Annotated in this window: 17 protein-coding genes; 11 read left to right on the top strand and 6 right to left on the bottom strand. The window is 73.6% G+C overall.

All coding sequences use genetic code 11. From position 1 onward, the window contains the following. The first annotated feature begins 13 nt into the window (after positions 1 to 13). Genes ACFV3R_RS23750 through ACFV3R_RS23735 form a run of 4 tightly spaced genes read left to right on the top strand, consistent with a single transcriptional unit; the run spans position 14 to position 4,828 of the window. The gene (locus ACFV3R_RS23750; protein ID WP_385586566.1) at positions 14 to 1,003 is read left to right on the top strand and encodes a carbohydrate ABC transporter permease; all 990 of its coding nucleotides are present in this window, start codon (positions 14 to 16) and stop codon (positions 1,001 to 1,003) included. After that, the gene (locus ACFV3R_RS23745) at positions 1,000 to 1,896 is read left to right on the top strand and encodes a carbohydrate ABC transporter permease (RefSeq protein WP_385586563.1); all 897 of its coding nucleotides are present in this window, start codon (positions 1,000 to 1,002) and stop codon (positions 1,894 to 1,896) included. Before ACFV3R_RS23750 ends, ACFV3R_RS23745 begins: the two co-directional genes overlap by 4 nt. A 50-nt stretch (positions 1,897 to 1,946) precedes the next feature. Next, the gene (locus ACFV3R_RS23740) at positions 1,947 to 2,924 is read left to right on the top strand and encodes a hydroxyacid dehydrogenase (RefSeq protein ID WP_385586761.1); all 978 of its coding nucleotides are present in this window, start codon (positions 1,947 to 1,949) and stop codon (positions 2,922 to 2,924) included. Next, on the top strand, positions 2,921 to 4,828 hold the full coding sequence (locus ACFV3R_RS23735) for a DUF2264 domain-containing protein (RefSeq protein WP_385586560.1): 1,908 nt from the start codon (positions 2,921 to 2,923) through the stop codon (positions 4,826 to 4,828). The genes ACFV3R_RS23740 and ACFV3R_RS23735 overlap by 4 nt, the downstream gene beginning before the upstream one ends. A 101-nt stretch (positions 4,829 to 4,929) precedes the next feature. On the opposite strand, the gene ACFV3R_RS23730 is transcribed toward ACFV3R_RS23735, so the two are convergent. The 3 genes from ACFV3R_RS23730 to ACFV3R_RS23720 form a co-directional block, all read right to left on the bottom strand. Continuing rightward, the gene (locus ACFV3R_RS23730) at positions 4,930 to 5,415 is read right to left on the bottom strand and encodes a DUF6098 family protein (protein WP_385586556.1); all 486 of its coding nucleotides are present in this window, start codon (positions 5,413 to 5,415) and stop codon (positions 4,930 to 4,932) included. Positions 5,416 to 5,503: 88 nt separating this feature from the next. Continuing rightward, the gene (locus ACFV3R_RS23725) at positions 5,504 to 6,367 is read right to left on the bottom strand and encodes an SDR family NAD(P)-dependent oxidoreductase (RefSeq protein WP_385586553.1); all 864 of its coding nucleotides are present in this window, start codon (positions 6,365 to 6,367) and stop codon (positions 5,504 to 5,506) included. Positions 6,368 to 6,673: 306 nt separating this feature from the next. Further along, a complete protein-coding gene (locus ACFV3R_RS23720) occupies positions 6,674 to 7,318 on the bottom strand; it encodes an ADP-ribosyltransferase (RefSeq protein WP_385586551.1) in 645 nt (214 codons plus the stop codon). Positions 7,319 to 7,553: 235 nt separating this feature from the next. On the opposite strand from ACFV3R_RS23720, the gene ACFV3R_RS23715 reads away from it, so the two are divergent. Next, positions 7,554 to 7,973, top strand: a complete 420-nt coding sequence (locus ACFV3R_RS23715; RefSeq protein ID WP_385586548.1) for a GNAT family N-acetyltransferase — start codon at positions 7,554 to 7,556, stop codon at positions 7,971 to 7,973. A 248-nt stretch (positions 7,974 to 8,221) separates the two neighbouring features. Next, complete coding sequence (locus ACFV3R_RS23710) at positions 8,222 to 8,827, top strand: dienelactone hydrolase family protein (protein WP_385586545.1); 606 nt, start codon at positions 8,222 to 8,224, stop codon at positions 8,825 to 8,827. A 319-nt stretch (positions 8,828 to 9,146) separates the two neighbouring features. Here ACFV3R_RS23710 and ACFV3R_RS23705 read toward each other — a convergent pair whose 3' ends face one another. Beyond that, entirely contained in the window at positions 9,147 to 10,742 is a 1,596-nt protein-coding gene (locus tag ACFV3R_RS23705) for a glycoside hydrolase family 43 protein (protein WP_385586542.1), read from the bottom strand. Positions 10,743 to 11,417: 675 nt separating this feature from the next. On the opposite strand from ACFV3R_RS23705, the gene ACFV3R_RS23700 reads away from it, so the two are divergent. Continuing rightward, the gene (locus tag ACFV3R_RS23700; protein WP_385586539.1) at positions 11,418 to 12,641 is read left to right on the top strand and encodes an MFS transporter; all 1,224 of its coding nucleotides are present in this window, start codon (positions 11,418 to 11,420) and stop codon (positions 12,639 to 12,641) included. Between the two features lie 261 nt (positions 12,642 to 12,902). Here ACFV3R_RS23700 and ACFV3R_RS23695 read toward each other — a convergent pair whose 3' ends face one another. Continuing rightward, positions 12,903 to 13,871, bottom strand: coding sequence for an aldo/keto reductase (locus ACFV3R_RS23695; protein ID WP_385586536.1), 969 nt, complete (start codon positions 13,869 to 13,871; stop codon positions 12,903 to 12,905). A gap of 377 nt (positions 13,872 to 14,248) precedes the next feature. Between ACFV3R_RS23695 and ACFV3R_RS23690 the strand changes: the two genes are divergently transcribed. The 3 genes from ACFV3R_RS23690 to ACFV3R_RS23680 are packed head-to-tail and all read left to right on the top strand — an operon-like array spanning position 14,249 to position 19,023. Further along, positions 14,249 to 16,111 carry an MBL fold metallo-hydrolase gene (locus ACFV3R_RS23690; RefSeq protein WP_385586533.1) on the top strand — a complete coding sequence of 621 codons (1,863 nt, stop codon included), beginning with the start codon at positions 14,249 to 14,251 and terminating at the stop codon, positions 16,109 to 16,111. Beyond that, positions 16,108 to 17,961, top strand: a complete 1,854-nt coding sequence (locus tag ACFV3R_RS23685) for a hypothetical protein (RefSeq protein WP_385586530.1) — start codon at positions 16,108 to 16,110, stop codon at positions 17,959 to 17,961. Before ACFV3R_RS23690 ends, ACFV3R_RS23685 begins: the two co-directional genes overlap by 4 nt. A 9-nt stretch (positions 17,962 to 17,970) precedes the next feature. After that, complete coding sequence (locus ACFV3R_RS23680; protein WP_385586527.1) at positions 17,971 to 19,023, top strand: LacI family DNA-binding transcriptional regulator; 1,053 nt, start codon at positions 17,971 to 17,973, stop codon at positions 19,021 to 19,023. 66 nt (positions 19,024 to 19,089) lie between these two features. Here ACFV3R_RS23680 and ACFV3R_RS23675 read toward each other — a convergent pair whose 3' ends face one another. Further along, entirely contained in the window at positions 19,090 to 20,526 is a 1,437-nt protein-coding gene (locus ACFV3R_RS23675) for an MFS transporter (protein ID WP_385586524.1), read from the bottom strand. A 189-nt stretch (positions 20,527 to 20,715) separates the two neighbouring features. Between ACFV3R_RS23675 and ACFV3R_RS23670 the strand changes: the two genes are divergently transcribed. Beyond that, on the top strand, positions 20,716 to 21,054 hold the full coding sequence (locus ACFV3R_RS23670) for an ArsR/SmtB family transcription factor (protein ID WP_385586521.1): 339 nt from the start codon (positions 20,716 to 20,718) through the stop codon (positions 21,052 to 21,054). Positions 21,055 to 21,370: the final 316 nt, after the last annotated feature.

Raw genomic sequence — 21,370 nt, 5'->3', positions numbered from 1 at the left:
CACGGGAGCCGCCGTGACCACCTCGACACCACTGCCGGCCGCCGCGCCCGCACCCCCCGACGCGGGGGCCCCGAGCCCCGCCCGACCCCGCCGCGACCGCACCGGCCCACGCGACCGACGGCTGGCGTGCACCGCCCTGATGGCGCCGTTCTTCACCCTCCTGGTGGCGGTCTTCCTCGTCCCCGTGGCCACCGCCGTCTACCTCTCCTTCTTCGCCGACGACCAGCCCGGACTCGGCTTCGGGCCCGAACGCACCGTCTTCGTCGGCCTGCGCGCCTACTCGGCCGTACTGACCGACCCGACCTTCCTCGCCGGCCTCGGCACCATCGGCCTCTACTGCGTGCTGTACGTACCCGTCCTGGTGGTCCTCTCGCTCGGCCTCGCGCTGCTCCTGGACTCCGGGATGGTCCGGCTGCGCCGCACCGCCCAACTGCTGCTCTTCCTCCCGCATGCCGTCCCCACGATCATCGCCGCCCTCATCTGGCTCTACCTCTACACACCCGGCCTCAGCCCCGTCGTCGGTCTGCTCGCCCGAGGCGACCTGCACATCGACTTCCTCGGCGTGCACACCGTCCTGCCGTCCATCGTCAACATCGCCGTGTGGAGCAACCTCGGCTACGAGGTGGTGGTGTTCTACGCCGCCCTGCAGGCCGTACCGCGCGAGGTGCTGGAGGCCGCGGTGGTCGACGGCGCCGGACCGGTGCGCACCGCCCTGCGCATCAAGACCCCGCTGATCCGGGCCTCCGTGGTGATGGTGGCGATGTTCAGCCTCATCGGCGCGCTCCAGCTGTTCACCGAACCCACGCTCCTGAACCAGACGGCGCCCCTGGTCGGCACCCGCTACACGCCCAACATGTACATCTACGACGCCGCCTTCACCCGCAACAACTACGGCCTGGCCGCCGCCGCCTCGGTGGTGCTGCTGGCCGTCACCGTCCTCGCCTCCTACGGCGTCACCCGCTGGACCTCCCGCGCCGGCCGGCTCCAGGAGGGCGCCGCGTGACCACCCTGTCCGCCACCACCCGCCGCGCCCCGGCAGCCGCCGCACCCCCCGGCCGCCGCCCCCGCGTCCTGGGCCGCGCCACCGTCAACACCCTCGTCACCCTCTCCGCCCTCTACACCCTGCTGCCGGTCGGCTGGCTGCTGCTGGGCGCCGCCAAGAACCCCGCCGCCCTCTTCAGCAGCGACCTGATCTCGTTGCGCGGGTTCTCGCCCCTGCACAACCTCTCGGTCCTCTTCACCACCGACGGCGGGGTCTACGGCCGCTGGTACCTCAACAGCCTGCTGTACTCCGTGCTCGGCGCCGCCCTCGGCTCGATGATCTCCCTGGCCTGCGGGTACGCCTTCGACAAGTACCACTTCGCGCACAAGGAGAAGCTGTTCGGCCTCGTCCTGGCCGGGGTGATGGTGCCGCCCACCGTGCTGGCGCTCCCGCTCTACCTGGTGGCGTCCTGGGCCGGCGTGGTCAACACCTTCTGGTCGGTGTTCGTCCCCGTCCTCTTCAACCCCTTCGGCGTCTACCTGGGACGGCTGTTCAGCCAGGGGTACGTCCCCGGCGAGGTGCTGGAGGCCGCCCGGCTCGACGGCGCCGGCGAACTGGGCGCCTACCGGCGGGTGGCGCTGCGCATGATGACGCCCGGCCTGGTCACCGTCTTCCTCTTCCAGCTCACCGCCATCTGGAACAACTTCTTCCTCCCCATGGTCATGCTCTCCGACCACCGGCTCTACCCCGTCAGCCTCGGCCTGTACTCCTGGAACAGCAACGCGGTGGTCACCCCCGACTACTACCCCGTCGTCGTCACCGGCTCGTTCCTGGCCGTCCTCCCCCTCATCCTCGCCTTCGTCCTGCTCCAGCGCTACTGGCGCTCGGGCCTGACCGCCGGGAGCGTCAAGTGACCACCCCCACCGACCCGTCGGTGCCCCGCCGCCCCCGGGCCGCCCTCGCGATGCGCCCCTCCGCCGCCGCGGCCGTGCTCACCGAGGACTTCACCGCCGCACTGGCCCACCGCACCGACCTGGCACCCCTGCCAGCCCTGGACCGCCTCGACACCGACCGGGCCCGCCGCGTGCTGGCCGGCACCGAACTCCTGGTCACCGGCTGGGGCTGCCCACCGCTGGACGAGACGGTGCTGGCCGCCGCCCCCGCCCTGCGGGCCGTCGTCCACACCGCGGGCAGCGTCAAGGACTTCGTCACCGACGCCCTCTTCCGCCGCGGCATCGCCGTCACCTCCGCAGCCGCCGCCAACGCCGTACCCGTCGCCGAGTACGCCCTCGCCGTCATCCTGCTGCACGGCAAACGCTTCCGCCAGGCCGTGCGCACCTACCGCGCGACCCGCTCCCGCGAGGCCTGGTCCGCCGACCCCGCCCTCGGCAACAACGGCCGCACCGTGGGCCTGGTCTCCGCCTCCCTCGTCGGCCGGCGCCTGCTGGAACTGCTGCGCCACCACGACTTCCGGCTGCTCCTGCACGACCCCTACCTCTCCCCGGAGGAGGCCGCCGCACTGGGCGCACGCCTGGTACCGCTGGAGACCCTGTTCGCCGAGAGCGACGTGGTGAGCCTGCACACCCCGCTGCTGCCCGCCACTCGCGGCCTGGTCGACGCCGCCCTGCTGGCCCGGATGCGGCCCGGCGCCCTGCTGCTGAACACCGCGCGCGGCGCAGTCGTGGACGGCCCCGCCCTCACCGAGGCGCTGCTGGCCGGCCGCATCCAGGCCGTCCTGGACGTCACCGACCCCGAACCCCTGCCGCCGGAGCACCCCCTGTGGGAGTGCGACGACGTCCTCCTCACCCCCCACATCGCCGGTTCGCTCGGCAACGAACTGTCCCGCCTGACCGACCTGGCCCTCCAGGAGGTCGACAACTGGCGCGCCGGCCGCGGATTCGCCCACCCCGTAGAGCAGGAGAGGCTGGCCTTCCTCGCATGACACCCCGCACCTTGCGCACCCCCTTCCCGCTGCCGCCCGCGGACCGCACCCTCAGCCCGCACACCGGTTTCACCCGCGACCACGTCGAGGCACTCGCCGACGGACTCCTCGCCGCAGCCTGGCGCTGGGCCTCACCCGGCGGCGCACGCCTGGACCTGCCCGGACCCCCGTCGAAGTCGGGCGTGCGCTCGGACGGGCTGGAGGGCTACGCGCGCACCTTCCTCGCCGCCGCCTTCCGCACCGCCGGGGCCGGCGGCAAGGACCCGCACGGCCTGCTCACCCGCTACGCCGACGGCCTCGCCGCCGGCACAGCCACCCCCGGCCGCCCCGACGCCGACTCCTGGCCGCGGATGCGCGACTACACCGTCTTCGGCCAGCCGACGGTGGAGTCCGCCTCCATCGCCCTCTCCCTGAACCTGACGCGGCCGTGGCTGTGGGACCGGCTGGAGCAGGACGTCCAGGACCGCGCCGCCGCCTGGCTGCGCGACGCCCTCACCGTCGCCTGCCCGCCCAACAACTGGCTCCTCTTCCCCCTCACCGTGGCCGCCTTCCTGGAGTCCGCCGGCCGCGGCGACGAGACCACCCGGCGCGTCATCCAGCGGGGACTGGACGCCTGCGACCACTGGTACCAGGGCCAGGGCTGGTACCGCGACGGCGACCTCGCCGCCTACGACCACTACAACGGCTGGGCCCTCCACCTCTACCCGGTCCTCCACGGCCACCTCACCGGCGACCCGGCCGTGGCCGACCGCTACGGCGACCGCCTCACCGAGCACCTGCGCACCTTCGCCCTCACCTTCGACGCCGACGGCGCCCCCCTCCACCTCGGACGCTCCCTCACCTACCGGTTCGCCGCCGCGGCCGGCGTCGGGCTCGGCGCCGTCACCGGTCACACGCCGCTCACGCCGGGCACCTCCCGGCGCCTGATCACCGGGGCGATGCGCTACTTCCTCGAACGCGGCGCGCTCAGCGAGGACGGGCTGCTGACCCTGGGCTGGCACGGTCCCCACCCGGCGACCCTGCAGAACTACTCCGGCCCCGGCTCCCCGTACTGGGCCTCCAAGGCCTTCGTCTGCCTGCTCGCCGGCCCCGACCACCCGCTGTGGACCGCCACCGAGGAACGCGCGCCCGTCCAGGAGCGCGACCGGCTCGTGGCCGTCCGCGCTCCGGGCTGGCTGATCCACACCACCGCCCGCGACGGCCTGGTCCGCGTCCACCAGCACGGCGACGACCACGTCCCCGAGCACGCACCGGCCACCCACGAGGGAGTCGACGTCCACTACGCGCGGCTGGCCTACTCCACCCGCACCGGGCCCACCGCCCCCGCCAACGCCCCCGACAACCACGTGGCCGTCGTCCTCGCCGACGGCACCCGCAGCGCCCGCCGCAGGGTGCGGGAGCTGGGCTGCGGCGCCGACGAGGCGGAGGGCTGGGGCTGGGCGGCCTCCGCGCACACCCCCGTCTTCCCCGAGGGCACGCCGGTGCCCGCCGGGCTGGAGGTGCAGAGCGTGACGGTGGCGCGGGGACGCTGGGAGCTGCGCGTCCACCGGGTGCGCCGCGGCCCCGAGGACAGCGCCGTGCACCTGACCGGCTGGGCCGTGGGCCCCGAGGACGGTCTGACCAGCGTGCTGCACCCGCTGACCGGCCTCGTCGAGGAGCAGGCGATCAGGGCTCCGCAGGGCACCGCCTTCACCCGCTGGGCGGTCCTGCCCCACCTCTCGGGGCCGGCCGCCGGCGACCGTGTGGTGGCGGCCCTGGCCTGCCTGTCCACCGAACCGGCCGACCCGGCGGACGTGGTGGAGGTGCTGCCCTCCCAGGGCGCGGTGCTGCGGGTGCGGTGGCGTGCGGACGACGCGGTGACGACGGTCGCCTTCGCACCGGAGCTCTCGGTCACCACCGGCTGAAGCAGCCCCCGTGCGGGGCCGGCCTCCGCTCGGCCCCGGACGGGCCCGCCGGGAGACGGGGGCGCGGGCCGGCACACGCCGGGCCGCCACCGGGCGGCAGGTCAGCGCTGCGGGTGCTCCCAGCCCTCATGGCCGAGGTGGGTGGGGCGCCGCAGCGGCCCCCACGCGCCCCGCTGCCGGGCCACCTCGTCCACCGCCTCCGCGATCACCCGGTCCCCGACCCAGGCCACCGGACGGGCATCGGTGACCAGCGGCTCGTTGTCGGGGCCGCGGCCCACCTCGCGTCCGGTCAGCGTCCAGGGCCGCACGTCGGGCCCCTTGACCTCGCGCAGGTGGCTGTAGTCGTACACCCGCCGGGCCACCCACAGCTCCAGCGGGCGGTCCTCCCACCACTCCTCGACGCCCAGCGGGCTGGCGGACAGACCCGGCATGGCCACCCCGGTCAGCTCGTCGGTGCTCACCTGCCCCGGGGCCAGGTCGTAGCGCGGCCCCCGGGACCAGCGCACGAAGACGCGTCCCCCCTCGGCCCCGACGAGGTCGACGAGTTGACGCAGCGAGGTGTACGTGGGAAGTCGCGCATGCTCCATGACGCGAGGGGGTACCCACGGCCGGGCTCCTTCCACCCCGTCGGCCGGGTGAGGTGGGCCGCGGGGGCGCCCGGCCCCGGGCCGCCGGTCAGCGCAGCGCGTCGGCGGCCGGCCGGTAGCGGGACGCCAGCGGTGCGCCCGCCCCACTGCGGACGCCGGCCTCCGCCTCCGCCAGCCGCTCCAGGGCCCGCGCCTCCTCCAGCCCGGGGACGCACACCGTCTCCCCGGTGCGCAGGGCGGTCAGCGAGGCCGTCACCACATCGGGGGCGGGCATCCCGCCGTCCCGGTGCACCTGCGGCGCTGCCCCGGACACGGGCTCCCGGCCGGTGGTCAGGTGGAACTCGGTCGCGGTCAGCCCGGGGCACAGCACCTGGAGGCGGACCGGGCCGTCCCCCAGCTCCGCGGCCAGCACCCGGGTGAAGGTGACCGCGTAGCCCTTCGTCGCCGCGTACACCGCACGCTGCGGCAACGGGTCCGGCGGCAGGTCCCCGGAGAAGGCGAGCAGCGAGGCGACGTTGACCACCGCGCCCCGGCCCCGGGCCTGCATTCCGGGCAGCGCCGCACGGGTGAGCACGGTGGGCGCCGTCACGTTGAGAGCCACGACCTTCGTCAGCAGCGCCGGGTCGACGTCGGTGAAGAGGCCGTACCCGTTGATGCCGGCATTGTTGACCAGCAGGGCGACGTCCTCGCCCGCGACGCGTGCGGCGACGCGGGCCAGGTCCCCGGCGTCGGCCAGGTCGGCCACGCACTCCTCGGCGCGCACCCCGTGCTCCTCCCGGAGCCGCCGCGCGAGCGAGGCGAGCCGTTCGGCCCGGCGTGCGACGAGCACCACGTCCCAGCCGGCCGCCGCCAGCCGGCCGGCGTACTCGTGGCCGATGCCCGACGAGGCTCCCGTGACCACGGCCGTGGCCGGCCCCCCGGCGTCCGGTCCCCACTCCTCGTGCGTGTCCACAGCTCCGCTCCTTCTCCCTGTCCGCTGCCAGGCGACCCCGTTCCCGCCGCCGGCGACGCCCCACGCCCGCCGGGAAGCGTGCCCGGTCGGCATCCGTGCCCGCCGGGTCCGGGGGCGAGAGGCGCCCCCGAAAGGCTGCCATGCGGCGGACGGCGGCCGGACGGCGCCCCGGCCCGTCCGCGTCCCGCCCGGCCGGGCCGTTTCCGGGCGGCCTCACGACGGCGGACGGCCCGCCCCTGCGGTGGGGCGGGCCGTCGTGGTGCGGATGCCGGGCCGCCGGCAGCCCGGCGGTGGGGGAGCGCGGGGTCAGCCGCGCCAGGGGACGTAGTGCGGGTTGTCCACGCACCCGGCCATGACCTCGCGGCGGGTCTCCTTGTCCACCGGGCAGGCCCCCACCACGTACTGGCTGCGGATGCCGCCCGCGAAGGCCACCTCCTGCTGCTCCGCCCACCGGTGGGTGTCGCCGATGGTGCGGTTGACGTCGATGCCGCCCGGCGCGTCGACGTAGTAGTTCCACCCGCTCTTCCACTGCTTGTACAGGTCGTGGTCGTAGCTCGTGGAGACGTACGGCGAGGGCTGGTTGACCAGGACGTACTGCCTCAGGTCGTACTGGCCGTCCAGGGTGTCCTTCGGCCGGAAGCCCTCCTTGAAGATGACGGCGGGCGTACGTCCGTCGGCGCGGTAGAGCTGACGGCAGTTGTCGCGGTAGACCGGCTCCGGTGTGATGCGGGACCGGTCCACCCGCGGGTCCGCCGCAGCCATCAGCGGGTCGGCGACCCGAGGACACCGCGCCGCGGCGGCCGCGGCGGCCCGGGCGGGGCGTGTGGGGGAGGCTGCGGCCCGGTCGGCCTGTGCCGGGGTGGCCGAGCTCGCGCCGGCCGGGGCGGCCAGCAGGGCGGTGAGGGAGAGGGTGAGGAGTGCGGCACGGAACCGCGAGCGCGTGGTGATCATGCAGGCACGATCGGGCCCCGGAGGGTGTCAGGGGTGGATCGTCACCTCATGGTGGTGTGTCCCCGGCGCACGACTGACGCCGCCACAGCCCAAAGCCGCTCTCCGCCCCCGCCACCACCCGCCCTGGACGACGGGAGCCGCACGCGGGTCACCGTGGACGCCGCGCACCGCATCCGTCTGCCGGGGGCCCCGCAGGAGTTTGCCGCAGCCCGCTGCCGCCCGTAACCTGTAGCGGGTGAACACGGATAGTGACCCTTACGAGCTGCGGTCGGGGCCTCCCCCCACGGACACCTACCTCCACCTGCGGGTCGCCGCGGGGCTGAGCCCCAAGACCGCCGAGGCCGCCGAGGCCGGTCTGCCGAACACCTGGCACGGGGTGACGGTGCTGCACCAGGAGGAGCCGGTCGGGATGGGCCGGGTCATCGGTGACGGCGGGTGCTTCTTCCAGATCGTCGACATCTGCGTGACCCCCGAGCACCAGGGCAGGGGCCTGGGCAGGCGGATCATGGCGGAACTCCTCGGCGAGCTGCAACGACGCGCCCCGCAGGGCGCCTACGTCTCGCTCATCGCCGACGGCGACGCCCGGTTCCTCTACGAGAAGTTCGGCTTCCGGCAGACGGCCCCGGCCTCCGTCGGCATGCACCGCACGGTCTGAGACGTGCGGGGCGGCCGGCCGCAGCGCGGGCACGCGGGCCAGTCCGGGCCGGTGCTGCTCCTGCGTCTTTCGCGGCCTCCGCCACCGGTCGACTGGCCCTGCATGCACGGCCGTTGCCAACGGGGCACCGGAGGAGGTCACACGAGGGGACCGGCCGGCCCTGCCCGGCCGAGACCATGGATGTCAGTGCTGCGGCCCATACTCGTGCCGCGGCGTCATCCCCGGCACCGCGGCGCGAGGGGAGCAACATGGCTGAGGTGCTGGTCTTCCACCACGGGCACGGGCTGACCGCCGGTGTCCGCGAGTTCGCCGAACACCTGCGCCGGGCCGGACACACCGTCCACGTCCCGGACCTGTACGAAGGGCGGGTGTTCGCCGATCTGGACGAGGGGGGCGGTTACGCCGAAAAGGTCGGGTTCGACACGATCATCGCGCGCGGCACCGCCGCTGCCGAGGAACTGCCCGCGGAACTCGTCTATGCCGGGTTCTCGCTCGGTGTCCTGCCGGCGCAGAAGCTGGCCCAGACCCGCCCCGGGGCAGCGGGTGCGCTGTTGCTCGAGGCGTGCGTCCCGGTCTCGGAGTTCGGGGGAGCCTGGCCGCAGGAGGTGCCAGTCCAGATCCACGGCATGGACGAGGACCCGTTCTTCGCAGGGGAGGGCGATGTGGAGGCCGCCGGTGCGCTCGTCGAGACGGCGACGCATGCCGAGCTGTTCCTCTACTCCGGCAACAGGCACCTGTTCACCGACAGCAGCCTCCCGTCCCACCACGAACACGCTGCAGAACAGGTCAGCCATCGGGTGCTCAGCTTCCTTCAGCGCATCGATCAGGGGACCGACGGCCTGGTGTCCGGCTGACGACCCCGCGGCCCCCGGCAAACGGACCGGTCACGAGATTCCGCGGACGAGCTGCGGCGACGGCCCGGCCCCTCCGGCCTCGTTCCGGACCCCGCCAAGGGCCCGGTGCTCAGGCCGGCCAGGTCGGGTGGCCTTCCCCGCGTTCTCGCCACCTCCCCGGCTCCGTCGCGGCAGGCCAGGCCCGGCACGTCCGCCCGTGTGCGCCAAGTGAGCGCCGTGAGGGGGCCCTTGAGGCACGTCACCGGACGGCAACGCCTGCGCCGGCCCGCCCCGGGCCGCCGCCGGTGCGGCAGGGCCTCGGGGCGGCCCGGCGTGGTCTTCAGTGCCGGGACGGGGTCGCGGCCGTGGTCTGCGTGGTGGCGGAGTGGATCGCGAGGTCGTCGAAACGGGCGAGAGGCGCGGGGGAGCGGGGGTGGCCGGCGCCCTGCCGGGCGGGAGCCGCCGGACGGCTGACCCGGACGCCGTTCGCGCCGGAGGTGTAGGTGGTGTCCGTGACGCTGATCCTCGGTGTGGTCATGTCGTCGACGTACACCCGGAGACAGGAGCCCACGGCCTCGACCTTCACCTGGTGCGCCCGGCCGGCCGCCACCCGCATGCGTGCCGTGGCCAGCAGCTTCGGGGCGTCCCCCGCCCGGCCGAGTACCACACCGTCCCGGGTGAGGTCGGCGTAGTAGCCGTCGAAGCCGTCGCTTCCGGTTCCCGGCTGCGTGACGCGGAAGGCGAGGCCCGCCTCGCTCCGGCCGCGCGTCAACGTCACCTCGCCCCGGTAGGAGAGGTCGGAGAAGTCGGTGTCCTGGAGGGCGAGGCCGCTGGTGGCCGAAGCGCCGGAGTAGGCACCGCCCTTCGCGGTCCAGTCCGCGTCACCGTAGGTGTGCCAGCCCACCGCGTTGCCGTCGTCGAAGTCGTCGTGGACCTTCATGGTGACCGGCAGGATCGTCCCGTCGGGGCCGAAGTACATCCGGTCGTAGGCCAGCGCCCGGTGGTTGCCGTCGGTCTCGCTCAGCGGGCGGCGGTGGTAGAAGATGTACCAGACGTCCGTGCCGGGGATGTTGACGACCGCGTTGTGACCGGAGCCCCGCGCCACCTCCGGGTCCTGTTGCAGTACCTTGGCCGCCCGGTGGAACGGTCCGGTCGGCGAGTCGGACATGGCGTAGGAGACGGAGTAGTCGGGTCCGGTCCAGCCGCCCTCGGACCACATCAGGTAGTACCTGCCGTCCCGCTTGAACATCTGCGAACCCTCGACGTAGTTCTCCGGCGTGATCTCCCGGAACGTCGTGCCGTCCTCGAACGTCCCGAGGCTGGTCATGTCGGGGTTCAGCTTGACGACGTTGGCATGGCCCCAGCCGCCGTAGTACATGTACGCCTGGCCGTCGTCGTCGACGAAGACGTCCTGGTCGATCGGTTGGGCTCCGTTGTGGAAGGCACCGATCAGCGGATGGCCGATGGCGTCGACGTAGGGCCCGCCCGGCTTGTCGGCCACGGCCACGCCGATACCGCCGAGCTGCTGGTCGTTCTGGATGTCGTTGGCGGCGAAGTAGAGGTAGTACTTGCCGTTGCGGGCGACGGGCGCCGGGGCCCACAGTGCGCGCTCGGCCCAGGAGACGTTCGCGACGTCGAGGACCCTGGGGTGCTTCGTCCAGTGCACCAGGTCGGTGGAGGAGAAGGCGTCCAGGTAGGTCTGGGCGTCGTACTCCTGCGAGGTGGTGGGGTAGAGCCAGTACTGGTCGCCGTAGCGCGCGATGTCGGGATCGGCGTACCAGCCGTCGACGATCGGGTTGCCTGCCTCCGCCGTGCCGTAGTCCAGCGGCGGACCGGCCGGTGGGGCGGAGGCCGGGCCGGCCGCCTGGGCCGGGGGCGAGAAGCCGAGCAGGAGGACGGCTGTCAGTGCGAGGGCGAACCTGCGGAGTCTGTGCATGGCTACCTTTCCCCGGGCACAACGGTCCTCGGACCGGGTGGGGCCCAACCCGGTCGCAGGTCCGTCACTTGGGAATCTGACAACGTTGTCTGCGGTGCGCGACACAGCTTCGACGACCGCCGTCGGCGCGTCAAGACCGTGGGCGCTCCACGGAGCGCCACACCGGACCGGTACGGCGGCCCGGCGCGGCAGTGCGCAGCCGTTTCCATGGCGCGTCACCGGGTCACCGGCGAGGTGCGCGTCGGCCGCCACGGAAACCGGTGCCCTCCCGGAGCCGTGGCAGCGGCGCCCCACGCCAACGCGGGGCTTGCGGCCGGAGCGCAGCCGTCCCAACGCCGAGGAGGCGGTCCGCGGGCACCGACGGCGTGTGGCAGGGCGTCGGACGGAGCTGTCGGCCGTCCGGCGGGGGCAGTTGTCCGAGGGCCGGGCCGAGGCCGCGGGAGAGTGTGTACGTTGAGGTGACGTACGGGGTGCCGGCCGGGTCGACCGGAGGGGCGTCGCGGCGGTGGCGAGGCAGCGCGTCCGAGGGGGGAAGAAGTCGTCCTCCTCCGTCGGCACGGGATGCTCCGGCTGTCCCCGCCACCGGGTGAGCCGGTCGGTGGACAGGCCGGACCGGCCGCGTGAGCCGCCGGCTGCCAAAGGTCGCCTGTCCGGCCGGCGGAGGAAGAGGACGGGATGACGAAGGCACCTGAGGCGGTCTGGCGCAGGGTGACGGTGGTCGCGGCGCTCATGGTGGCGGCGTTCAGCTTCAACACCACCGAGAACCTGCCGATCGGTCTCCTTGAGCTCATCGCGACCGACCTCCACGTCTCGGTGCCCTCGGTGGGCTACCTCGTCACCGGATACGGCCTCACGGTCGCGGTGGTGTCGCTGCCGCTGGCGCACGTGACGCGCTCGTTGCCCCGCCGGCACCTGCTCGCCGGGCTGCTCGCCGCCCTGGTGCTGGCGAGTTGGGGTTCCGCGCTGGTGTCCTCCTACCCGCTCCTGCTGGCCGCCCGGGTGGTGACGGCTGTCGCCCAGGCTCTGTTCTGGGCGGTCATGGGGCCGGTCGCCGTGGGGCTCTTCGCACCCGAGCGGCGCGGCCGGGTGATCGGGATGCTGTCGTTCGGCGGCTCGCTGGCGACGGTCGCCGGGGTGCCGGCCGGCACCTGGCTGGGGCAGCACGCGGACTGGCAGGCGCCCTTCTGGGTGCTGAGCGCACTCGGCCTGGTCGCGCTGGTACCGGTCGCCGGCCTCCTGCCCACCTCCCGGCCGGAGGAGGGCCACGCCGCGTACGGGGTGGCCCCCGACACCCGGAGCTTCGGCATCGTGCTGGCCACCACCGCGTTGTCGGTCACCGGAGCCTTCGCGGGCTTCACCTACGTGGTCGGGTTCCTCCACGAGGTCGCGGGCTTCTCGGCCGCTTGGGTCAGCGGACTGCTCTCGGTCTTCGGCGTGGCAGGCGTGGTCGGGGTGAGCGTCACCGGCCCGCTGCTGGACCGGTTCCCGCGGGGGACCCTCACCGTGCCGGTCGCCGCGCAGGGCGTGGCGCTGCTGGTGATGTCCGGCGCCGGAACGGACCGGGCGGTGGCCGTCGCCATGCTGGCCTTGCTGGGCGCCGCCGTCGGCCCGGTGTTCATGGCCACGCAGAACCGGGTGCTCCGCGTCGCTCCCGGACGCACGGAGATGGCGCTCGCGGGAAACTCCGCCGCCTTCAACCTCGGTGTGGCCGCGGGCGCACTCCTGGGCGGCCTGGTGCTGCCCCTGGTGCACCTGCGCGGCACCTTCCTCGTCGGCGGCCTGCTGACCCTCGCGGCGCTCGCCCTGCTGCTCGGCGAAGGCATGCTGCCGACGCCCGGCCGGAAGGCCTCCGCCCCCAGCGCACCCGCTCTCCGCACCGGCACGGCAGAACAGGGCTGAGGCCCTCGCCGCGCGGTCGACGGCGTCCCCGTGACGGTGGCCGGGTCAAAGGCGGCTACGCCGCCGGGCGCCCCGCCCCCGGTGGGCGGCCCCTGCGCACCGCACCGCCGGGGGCCGGCCCGCTTCCGGGTGCACGCCTGCGCGGAAACCGGCGGAGTCGGTCCAGGGACGCACGGCCCCCTCGGGCGGGTCCGGCGGCAGGGAGCTGCCGGGTGGGGGAGCGGGTGCGGGCGTGGTCACGCCGACGGGGTGCGGGCTCGGTCAGTGGCCGCTGATCGGCCTCGTCCGGTAGTTCTCGCCGAGCAGTTCGCGCTCCTTCTCGCTGAGCTGCACCTCGACTGCGGCGAGGGCGTCCTCGAGGTGCTGTTCACGGGTGGCGCCGACGATGGGGGAGGTCACCGTGGGCTGGTGCAGCAGCCATGCCAGAGCCACCTGGGCACGGGTGATCCCCCGTTCCTCGGCCACGCGGGCCACCGCGTCGACGGTCGCGCGGTCGCCCTCCTGGTAGAGGGTGCCGCCGAAGGTGTCGGTGCGGCTGCGCTCGGTGTCCGTCCCCCAGTCGCGGGTCAGACGCCCCCGCGCCAGCGGACTCCACGGCAGCACGCCCACGCCCTGGTCGGCGCAGAGCGGCAGCATCTCCCGCTCCTCCTCGCGGTAGAGGAGGTTGTAGTGGTTCTGCATGGACACGAAGCGGGTCCAGCCGTGCAGCTCGGCCGTGTACTGGGCCTTGGAGAACTGCCAGGCGTACATGGAACTCGCCCCGATGTAACGGGCCTTGCCCGCCTTGACCACGTCGTGGAGGGCCTCCATGGTCTCCTCCACTGGGGTCGCCGGGTCCCAGCGGTGGATCTGGTAGAGATCGACGTAGTCGGTGCCCAGGCGGCGGAGACTGGCGTCGATCTGGGCCATGACGGCTTTGCGGGACAGGCCTGCTCCGCCCGGCCCCGGGTGCATCCGGCCGTGGACCTTCGTGGCGAGCACGACCTCCTCGCGGCGGGCGAAGTCGGCCAGCGCACGGCCGACGATCTCCTCACTGGTGCCGTCGGAGTAGACGTTGGCGGTGTCGAGGAAGGTGACGCCGCCCTCCAGTGCGCGGCGGATCAGCGGACGGGACCGCTCCTCGTCGAGGGTCCAGCTGTGGTTGCCGCGGTCCGGGGAGCCGAAGCTCATGCATCCCAGACACACGCGGGACACCTCCAGGCCGGTGTTTCCCAGTTTCACGTACTCCATGAACGCCTCTCTCGCTGTGCGGACGACGCGGTGGCATCCGTCGGTGCCGGATGGGCTCTGCCCGACCGGCCGTCGTCCGCAAATATCCATGTCACCGGTGCGCAGTTCAAGCGTCCGCGGCCGTGGCGCAGGCCCGTGGCCCGGTCGCAGTCCCTGAGGGCCGCCGGGTCGCACAGCGGGGAGAACTGCCGACGGCCGTGGTCCGTGGGCGTGTCCAGAGCCTCCGCGGCCCCGTCCGATACCTGCCTTTCCGCGGCCGGCGCATGCGTTGACGTGGCGTGAGGCGAGTGGCATCGTTCCCATGTGGGATCGATGCCACAGCGCACCGGTACCGCCACAGCGAAGGTCGGGCCCACGGCGGGCGGTAAGGGGCGGGAATGCGCTGCGAGTTGATGACCGAGGACGTCTACCGCTTCCAGGACACCTGCCACGTGTACGTGCTCCGCGACAGCCGGGACGGAAGCGGTGGCCGGGAGGCCGTCCTCGTCGACTTCGGGTCCGGTGACGTCCTGGACCACCTCCACGAGATCGGCGTGGAGCGGGTGACCGACGTGCTGGTCACCCACCACCACCGCGACCAGGTGCAGGGGCTGGCCCGGGCGGTGGAGCACGGTGCCAGGATCTGGGTCCCGCCCGTGGAGCGCCATCTCATCGACCAGGTGGACGAGCACTGGCGCACCCGGCCCCTGGACAACGACTACGACGTCCGCCAGGACCGGTTCTCCCTGTTGCGCCAGGTGCCCGTCACCGGGTCGGTGGCCGAGTACCGCACCCGCCGCTACGGCGGCTTCGACGTCCACACCCTTCCGCTGCCCGGCCACACCGTGGGCTCGGTCGGGTACCTGGTGGAACACGCGGGGCGCCGGCTGGCCTTCACCGGTGACCTGGTCCACGGTGAGGGGCGGCTGTGGTCGCTGGCCGCCACGCAGTGGGCCTACACCGGCTTCCACGCCAACGCCGGGCTGGAGGGCGTCGCGGCGACCGTGCTCTCCTGCCGCACGCTCCTGCGCGAGGACCCGGACCTGCTGCTGCCCTCCCACGGCGACCCGGTGACCCGGCCGCGGGGTGCCGTGGCCCGGCTGGAGGGACGCCTGCGCGAGCTGCTGGACATGCGCCGGCGCACGCCCTGGGACCCCGCCGCGATGCTGGAGCGGCCCTGGCAGGAGGTCACCCCCCATCTGCTGCGCAACACCACGAGCATGGCCCACTCCTACGCGCTGCTCTCCGAGAGCGGCACCGCGCTGCTCCTCGACTTCGGCTACGACCTGACGACCGGCCTGCCCGGCGGCCACGACCGCTCCTCCCGGCGCCCGCTCCTCGCCTCCGTCCAGGCGCTCCGCCGCGACCACGGCGTCGAACGGGTCGAGGTGGCCCTGCCCACCCACTACCACGACGACCACGTGGCCGGGTTCAACCTGCTGCGCGAGGTCCACGGGACGGCGGTCTGGTCCCCGGCGCACATCGCCCCCGTGCTGGCCGCCCCGACGCGCTGGGACCTGCCCTGCCTGTGGTACGAGCCGATACCCGTCGACCGCGTCCTGGAGTGCGAACGCCCCTTCCGCTGGCGGGAGTACGAGATCGGCGTGCACGCGCTTCCCGGCCACACCCTCTACGCCGCCGCCTACTCCTTCCAGGCCGACGGCCGGCGGGTGCTCGCCACCGGTGACCAGCAGAACACCTCCTGGGACCCCGCGACGGGGGAACCCGAACTGCTCAACTACCAGTACCGCAACCGCTTCCGCATCGACGACTTCGCCCGCAGCGCCGAGCTCTACCGGCAGCTGGAACCCCAGCTGATGATCAGCGGGCACTGGCCGCCCTTCGAAGTCACCGAGGACTACCTCGACATGCTCGACACCGAGGGCCGGCGCCTGGCCGCGCTCCACCGCGAGATCCTGCCCGCCGGACTGGACCTGGAGGCGGAGGGGTTCGCCGCCCGCGTCCAGCCCTACCGCAGCGAGGTCCGGGCCGGGGAGGCCGTGCGGCTCACCGTCGAGGCCCGCAACCCCTTCCCCCGGCCCGAGACCACCCGCGTCCAGCCCGTCGTGCCGCCCGGGTGGAAGGTCGAACCCGCCTTCAGCGAGGAGCTGTTCGCCCCCGGGGCGGTACGGGAGGTGCAGTTCGAGGTGCGCCCGCCGGAGGACGCCGGGCCCGAGGAGCGCGTCCGGCTCGCCGTGGACCTGACCGTCGGCCGCGCCCGGCTGGGACAGCAGGCCGAGGCCCTGGTGAGCGTCCGATGAGCGCGGAAGCAGCCCCCGGGACAGCGGCCGGTGCCGTGCCGGCCGCGCCCCGGGTGACCCGCCGCGCGGACGGCGCCGTCGAGGTGCAGGCCGCCGACTGGTCGATGAGGGTCAGCCCCGACGGACTCACCGCGCGGGTGCATGCCACCGCCGGCGGGCACCCGGTGCTCCTGTCCCTGTGCGGCGTGCTGGACCGCACCGACCGCACCGACGAGACCCTCGGGGTCCACCGGCCCGAGTGGACGGTGAACCCCGAGCAGGGTCTCCCCGTGATCACCGTCATCCGCCGCAGCACCGCCTGGCAGTCAGCCGACACCCGGATCAGGTGCACCGCCGAGGGCCCGGAGTTCCAGTGGTCGGTCCGGGGGGAGGGACGACTGCGCGACGTCCTGCCCTTCGCCACCCGGGCCGCGCTGGGGGGCCGTGGCGGCGGCCTGCTCCCCAGCGGTCACGCCTGGCAGACCCTGTTCACCCCCAACCCCGGCCCGCCGCGCCGACTGCTGCGCGGGGCCGGGGAGAGCGCGGCGATCGGCGCCTACGGTGACGCCCGCCCGGGGCGCGGCCACTGGTTCTTCACGCCCGCCCCGCTCTTCCTGGCCTTCACCGAGGACCAGCACCCCGAGGACACCGACCCGGGCGCCGCCCACGGCGAACACCCCTGGTGGACACTGTCGTTGGGTGCCCCCGTCGAGCGGCTGACCTTCACCGAGATGGTCCACGTCCCCAGTGACGGCGGCTTCCACCTGCGTCTGGCCCACGAGGGGCACACCGAGGTGGGCGGGGAGTACCGCACCCCCGCGGTGCTGCTCTCCCCGGGACACCGCGACCCCTACGCAGGTCTGCACGCGCACCGCCGTTGGCTGTCGCAGCGGGGCTGGGCCGCCCGGCCGCGGCACCGGGCCGGCGACCGCCCCGCCTGGTGGCGGCAGCCGATGTTCTGCGGCTGGGGCGCCCAGACGGCGCGGGCCCGCGACACCGGCAGGCCCGCGCCGTCGCTGAGCACCCGGGCCGAGTACGACGACCACCTCGGCCACCTGCGCAGTCACGGGCTGGTGCCCGGGACCGTCGTCATCGACGACAAGTGGCAGCGCCAGTACGGCTCCTGGGAACCGGACGAGGAGGCGGCCTGGCCGGACCTGCGCGGCTGGATCGCCGACCGGCACTCCCAAAACCAGCGCGTCCTGCTGTGGTGGAAGGCGTGGTCGACCGAGGGCGTACCCGACCACTGGTGCGTGCGCACCGCCGACGGCCACCCCGTGGCCCTCGACCCCGCACACCCAGAGGCCCGCGCCTGGCTCGGCCACTGCATGACCCGGATGCTTGGCCCGCACGGCCTGGCCGCGGACGGCCTGAAGGTGGACTTCACCGCCGACACGCCCACCGGCGAGAGCCTGCGGGGTCACGGCGATGCCTGGGGGATCGCACTGCTCCACCAGTACCTGGACGTCCTCTACCGCGCGGCCAAGAGCGCCCGCCCCGACGCACTGGTCGTCACCCACACCCCGCACCCGGCCTTCGCCGACGTGACGGACATGGTCCGCCTGAACGACATGCTCCGGCTGGACGACCCCGACCCCTACGCCCCCGTCGTCCCCCAGATGCGGCTGCGTGCCGCCGTCACCGCCGCGTCCTGCCCCGGCACCCTGGTGGACACCGACGACTGGTGCGCCCCCGACCGCGAGCAGTGGCGCGACTACCTTGCCGCCAAAGGGCAGCTGGGGGTCCCCGCGCTCTACGTCACGACCCATCTCGACCGTACCGGCGAGCCGTTGGAGGAAGAGGACTACGCCGCGCTGCGGACACTGTGGAGCCGATGGCGGACGGCCCACGGCGACGGGGAGAGGGAGTAGGGCATCTCGATGAGCAACGACGGGACCGCGCGGACCGGCACGCCTCGCGGGCGGCGGCCCAGGGCCACCCTGCGCGACGTGGCGGAACGGGCCGGCATCTCCCGGTCCACCGCCTCGCGGGCGCTGGGCGGCCACGGCTACGTCGCCGAGCACATCCGCGAGCGGGTCAGGGCCGCCGCCACCGAACTCGGCTACGTCCCGGACGTCTCCGCCCGCACGCTCAAGGGACGTTCCAGCGGCGTGGTCGGCCTCCTGGTGTCCGACCTGCGCAACCAGTTCTACGCCGAGCTCGCCGCCGGAGTGGAGCACACCCTGTCGTCCGCCGGGTACCAGGTCGTCCTGGTGGACGACCACGGGGATGCGGAGCGGGCGGCCGACGGCGCGCGTGCCTTCGTGGCGATGCGTGCCGAGGGCGTGCTACTGGCCCCGAGCGGGCGGACCGCCACGGAACTGCTGGTCGAGCACGGCACCCCGGTCACCGAGGTCGACCGCCGTTCGGGTGTGCGCGGCTGCGACGCCGTGGTGATCGACAACGAGCACGGCAGCCGGGCAGCCGTGGAACACCTGGTCGAGCTGGGGCACGAGCAGATCGCCGTGGTGATCGACGAGACGCGGTGGGACACCGGCCGGCACCGGTTGCGGGGATACCGGGCGGCACTCCTGGCCGCCGGCCTGCCCCGGACGCGGCGACACGTGCTCGACCTCGGTACCGCCGAGCGGCCCGCCCAGGAGGAGGTGGCCGCCTTCCTGGCGGACCGCCCCTCCCTCACGGCGGTCTTCGCCGCCAACAACGTGGTGGCCGAACTGGTCTGGCAGGAACTCAAACGCCGGGGCGAGGCGGTGCCCGGTGAGGTCTCGGTGGTCTCCTTCGACGACCTCGCCTGGATGCGGATGGTCGAGCCGGGCCTGACGGCCGTGCGCCAGCCGGTCTTCGACATGGGCGCCCGCGCCGCCGAACTGCTGCTGGGCAGGGTCGCGAGGGGCGGCGGCGGCCGGAGCACCACCGAGGTGCTCCAGCCCTCGCTGGTGGTGCGCGGCTCGACGGCCGAGCCGGGACGCTGAACCCGCCCCCTCCGGACGGTGCGCCTGGAGGGGCGGGGCCGGGCAGATGCAGTTCCGGTAGGTGCGTCACCGGGTGGCCCCGGCGGGTGCGGCGGCTTCGAGGCGTTCGGACCGGACGATCAGGAGCCCGGCGCCGGCCGCACCGGCGAGGTAGGCGGTGCCGGCCAGCAGGAAGCACAGGGCCGGCCCGCTGTCCCGGTCCGCGGCGGTGCCGAGCACCACACTCATTCCGGCGATGCCCACCATCGTGCCGATCTGCCGGTTGGCGTTGAGTACGGAGCCGGCCACGTTGGCGTGTTCGGGGCCTGCGGAATCCACCAGGGCGGCAGTCATCGCGGGGGAGATGACGCCCGCACCGATGTTGGCGAGACCGACGGCCACGGCCAGCACCCAGTAGGGCGTGGACGGGGTCACGGTGACCATCGAGAAGGACGCGACCCCGGCGACCAGGAGGAAGATCGTCAGCAGCGTCCCGTTGGAGAGGCGCGCAGAGATCCGCGAGTAGACGAGGTTGGCCAGCGGGAACCAGACCGTCATCGGCAGCAGTTCGAGACCGGCCCGGAAGGCTCCGGCCCCGCGGGACTGCTGCAGGTACAGGGCGAGCATGAACATGGTCCCGTACAGCGCGAAGTTGAAGAGGAAACCCACCAGATTCGCACCGGCGAAACCCGGGCGGCGGAACAGGCCCCAGGGCATGACCGGGTTGTCGGCCCGTCGTTCACGTACCACCAACGCGCCTCCGGCGAGGGCGAGTACCGCGTAGGAGGCCAGTGTCCCGCCGGCTCCCCAGCCCAGCCGAGGTCCTTCGATGAGCGCGAAGCTGAGTGCGGCGAGCGCCACGATCCACAGGGCGTGCCCGGGCACGGCCAGCCTGACGGTCCGCGCTTCGGTCGCAGCGATGTGACGCCTGGCCAGCAGGATGCCGGCGATGCCGACGGGCAGGTTGAGCAGAAAGATGCTCTGCCAGCCGAAAGCGCTGACCAGCAGGCCGCCGACGGTCGGTCCCAGACCGGCGGAGGTGGCGACGATCGCTGACCACAGGCCCAGCATCCGCGTGCGCAGCCGCCTCTCGGGAAACGAGAACACCAGCAGCGAGAGGGAACTCGGCATGAAGAGTGCCGCGCCGACGCCCTGGGCGAGACGAGCGGCGACCAGCACCGCGGCGTCCGGTGCGAGTGCGCAGCCCAGCGAGGCCAGGAAGAAGACGGCCATGCCCCACAGGTAGACCCGCTTCGCGCCGAGCCGGTTCGCCAGACCTCCTCCCAGGAGCAGGAGAGAGCAGAAGACCAGGACGTAACCGTCCACGATCCAGGTCAGCTCCGACAACGAGGCGTGCAGACGCTCCTGGAGGGCGGCACCCGCCACGTTGACGACGGTCACGTCGAGGGCGGCCATCACGAAGCCGGTGGCGAGGGCGGTGAGCCGCCACAGCGGTAACACCTCCCGCCGCTTCGGCGGCCCCTGGACGGGAGACGACATCGTGGCGGACGAGATGGCGGACATCGGGCACTCCTCCGGGAACGCGGCGAGGCGGGGACCCTCGAAGGACCGCGGTCCGGCCCGGCGGGCCTCCTCCGGTGACTGGTATGACGATGACCGTCAAACTTGATAACTGTCAACCTTCGATGACCGTCAACCTTCGATGACTGTCGTACGATGGGAGGGAGTCGAGACGCAGGGAGGTCGGCCCACGTGACCGCACAGACGGCCGGACGCATCACCGATCACGTCGCCGCCGAGGACATCGCGCTCCAGGACGTGCTGGACGCGCTGGTCGACCCGGTGCGACGCAGCATCGTCCGCCAACTCGCCGACTCCGACCGGGGTATCCCGTGCGGCGCCTTCGACATCAGCGTCACCCGCTCCACCAGCACGCACCACTTCAAGGTGCTGCGGCGAGCAGGCATCATCCGGCAGCGCTACGAGGGCACCGTGAAGCTGAACACCCTGCGCCGCGCCGACCTGGACCGGGCCTTCCCCGGCCTGCTCGACACGATCATCGACGCGGCGCGTCGCGAGGCGGAGGGGTAGGAGCCGGCCGGGCGCATGGTCGGCCCCTCGGCCGGTCCGGCACGCACCACACCACGAGCGGTCAGCTGCCTCGGCCTCCCGGGGGCGGGCTGCTCCCGGACCATGGCCGGGCCGGCGACGCCCGCGTCGGTGGTCAGGAGCCCGTGAACCGGCAGCGACTGCTCGCGGTCCCGGGGAAGTCGAGCGGACCGGCGCGACGACCGCCTACTTCCCCCGCCTGGCTGCGGCACCGCCTGAACTGGAAGCGCGCGTCGATGGCCGGGGCCTTGGGCTACCACTCCACCGACCCCGATCGCGGGGCCCGCCTCTGCTTCCA

The organism is Streptomyces sp. NPDC059740 (genome assembly GCF_042733155.1).
GTDB lineage: Bacteria > Actinomycetota > Actinomycetes > Streptomycetales > Streptomycetaceae > Streptomyces.
The sequence above is the reverse complement of the archived record's forward strand: the minus strand, read 5'-3'. Positions and strand labels throughout refer to the sequence as shown.